Below are 2,253 nucleotides of genomic sequence, written 5' to 3' on the forward strand. Positions count from 1 at the left end.
AAGCCGATACGGAACTGATTCTGAAGAAGTTCACCGACAGAACGCAGACGACGGTTACCTAAGTGGTCAATATCGTCTGTTCCACCTACGTTGTGCAACAGGTTGAAAAAGTAGCTGATCGCAGAAAGAATGTCAGCAGGTGTAATGTTTTTCACATCACGGTCAATGTTGGCATTGCCGATAACATTGATAGACTTCTCACCTTCTGGGTCAGTCGGATCTACAATTTTCACAGACTGTACACGAATAGGTTCTTCCATTACCCCGTCTACCGGGTCTAGGGACTGTTCACTTAAGTTCGCTTCATCACTATCAAAGTGTGGAATCAGTTTGTTTAACAAGCGACGATCGATCTTGTCGCCTTTCTCTGCCAATACTTCTCCTGTCTCTTCATCAACAAGAGTTTCAGCAAGCGTTTGATTAAACAAACGATCTTTAATATGAAGCTTTTTATTCATTTTATAACGACCGACACGCGCTAAGTCGTAGCGCTTCGGATCAAAGAAACGGGAAACAAGCAAGCTCTTCGCATTATCTACTGTCGGCGGCTCACCAGGGCGTAAACGCTCATAAATTTCTAACAGAGCCTTTTCGCTATTTTCCGTGTTATCTTTTTCTAATGTGTTCTTCAGGTATTCGTTATCACCGATAAGATCAATGATTTCTTGGTCTGTACCAAAACCTAAAGCACGAAGTAATACGGTAATCGGCAATTTACGAGTACGGTCAATACGAACATGTACAACATCTTTCGCATCTGTTTCGAACTCTAACCATGCCCCACGGTTTGGAATGACCGTAGCGGTATAGCCTTTCTTACCGTTTTTATCGATTTTTTTGTTGTAATAGACACTTGGAGAGCGAACAAGCTGAGATACAATAACACGTTCAGCACCATTAATAATAAAGGTACCTGTGTCTGTCATCAGTGGGAAGTCACCCATAAACACTTCTTGCTCTTTCACTTCGCCTGTCTCATTATTTAATAGACGAACTTTCACACGAAGCGGTGCGTTATATGTTACGTCACGATCCTTTGACTCATCGACTGGATACTTTGGTTCGCCTAGGCTGTAGTCTACAAACTCAAGTGAGAGATTACCTGTAAAATCTTCGATTGGAGAAATGTCTTGGAACATCTCTTTCAAACCTTCTTCTAAGAACCAATCATAAGAAGCAGTTTGAATCTCAATCAGATTCGGCAATTCTAATACTTCACTGATGCGTGCATAACTTCTGCGTTGGCGGTGTCGTCCATACTGAACTAGTTGACCTGTCAACTGATTCACCCCTCAAATCAAGCATTTTTATAACGAAAAAAGGGTCCGGCAAGACATGCCGAACAGGCTTGCGGTTGATCTTGCCACAAGCACTATTTAAACATTCGCCACTATAGCAAATGGTGATTCTTCATTTCTCTCTAACGTTAGACAAAAAAGAAAAAGGGTTTTACTCATTCAAAAACCTCATTTACTCTCAGTGTTCGATTTTACCATTCTAACCGTCTATCATTTTTTTATACATTTTATAAAAAAAGACTTGACAGACTATAGTCATATTGGCATTTTTCAATACTAGCACAAATAGATATTCTAGTCAAACTTTTTTGCTTTAAAGATATAGTACCCTTTTTGCTTCACAACATCATCTACATTTCCAAACAAATCTTCTATTTTTTGTTTAGCGGAAGGAGCCCCTTGCTTCTTCTGTATAACGACCCACAATTCCCCTTGATTCAGCAAAGATTGTTGCGCTTCTTCAAACATTTGATGAACCACTTTCTTCCCTGCTCGAATGGGCGGGTTCGTTAAAATAGAGGCAAATTTACGATCCTGTAAACCTTGTAAACGATCACTCTCTTGAATGGTTACGTTCGTCACAGCGTTTTGTTTGGCATTCTTCCCAGCTAAACTTAAAGCTCGTTCGTTTACGTCGACCATCCAAACATGCCGATCTGGAAAGTCCTTGGCGAGCGTAATACCGATTGGACCATATCCGCACCCAAGATCAAGCAAGTCCCCGTTCACTTCTGGTTCTTGAAATGAATCGATAAGCAGCCTGGACCCAAAATCTACTTCGCGTTTCGAAAACACCGCATGATCTGTTGTAAAGTCTAACGAGTGGCCTCTTAGAGTAAAAGACCAAGATTTTTCATCACTCTCGGCTGTTGTCTTCTTTGAATAATAATGTTCCGACATAATCCGAACACCTTCTTTATTAATCTAGTAAGAAAAAGAAAGCCCGCCGATAATC

Annotated in this window: 1 protein-coding gene and 1 pseudogene; both read right to left on the minus strand. The window is 40.8% G+C overall.

Features of this window, described 5'->3' with window-relative positions; translation table 11 throughout:
* Nucleotides 1-1,280: pseudogene (locus LD39_RS20295) on the minus strand (DNA-directed RNA polymerase subunit beta); the annotation flags it as partial.
* Between the two features lie 312 nt (nt 1,281-1,592).
* Nucleotides 1,593-2,198 carry a class I SAM-dependent methyltransferase gene (locus tag LD39_RS20300; RefSeq protein WP_035552868.1) on the minus strand — a complete coding sequence of 202 codons (606 nt, stop codon included), beginning with the start codon at nt 2,196-2,198 and terminating at the stop codon, nt 1,593-1,595.
* Nucleotides 2,199-2,253: the final 55 nt, after the last annotated feature.

Source organism: Halobacillus sp. BBL2006 (genome assembly GCF_000786645.1).
In the GTDB taxonomy this organism is placed as follows: domain Bacteria; phylum Bacillota; class Bacilli; order Bacillales; family Halobacillaceae; genus Halobacillus.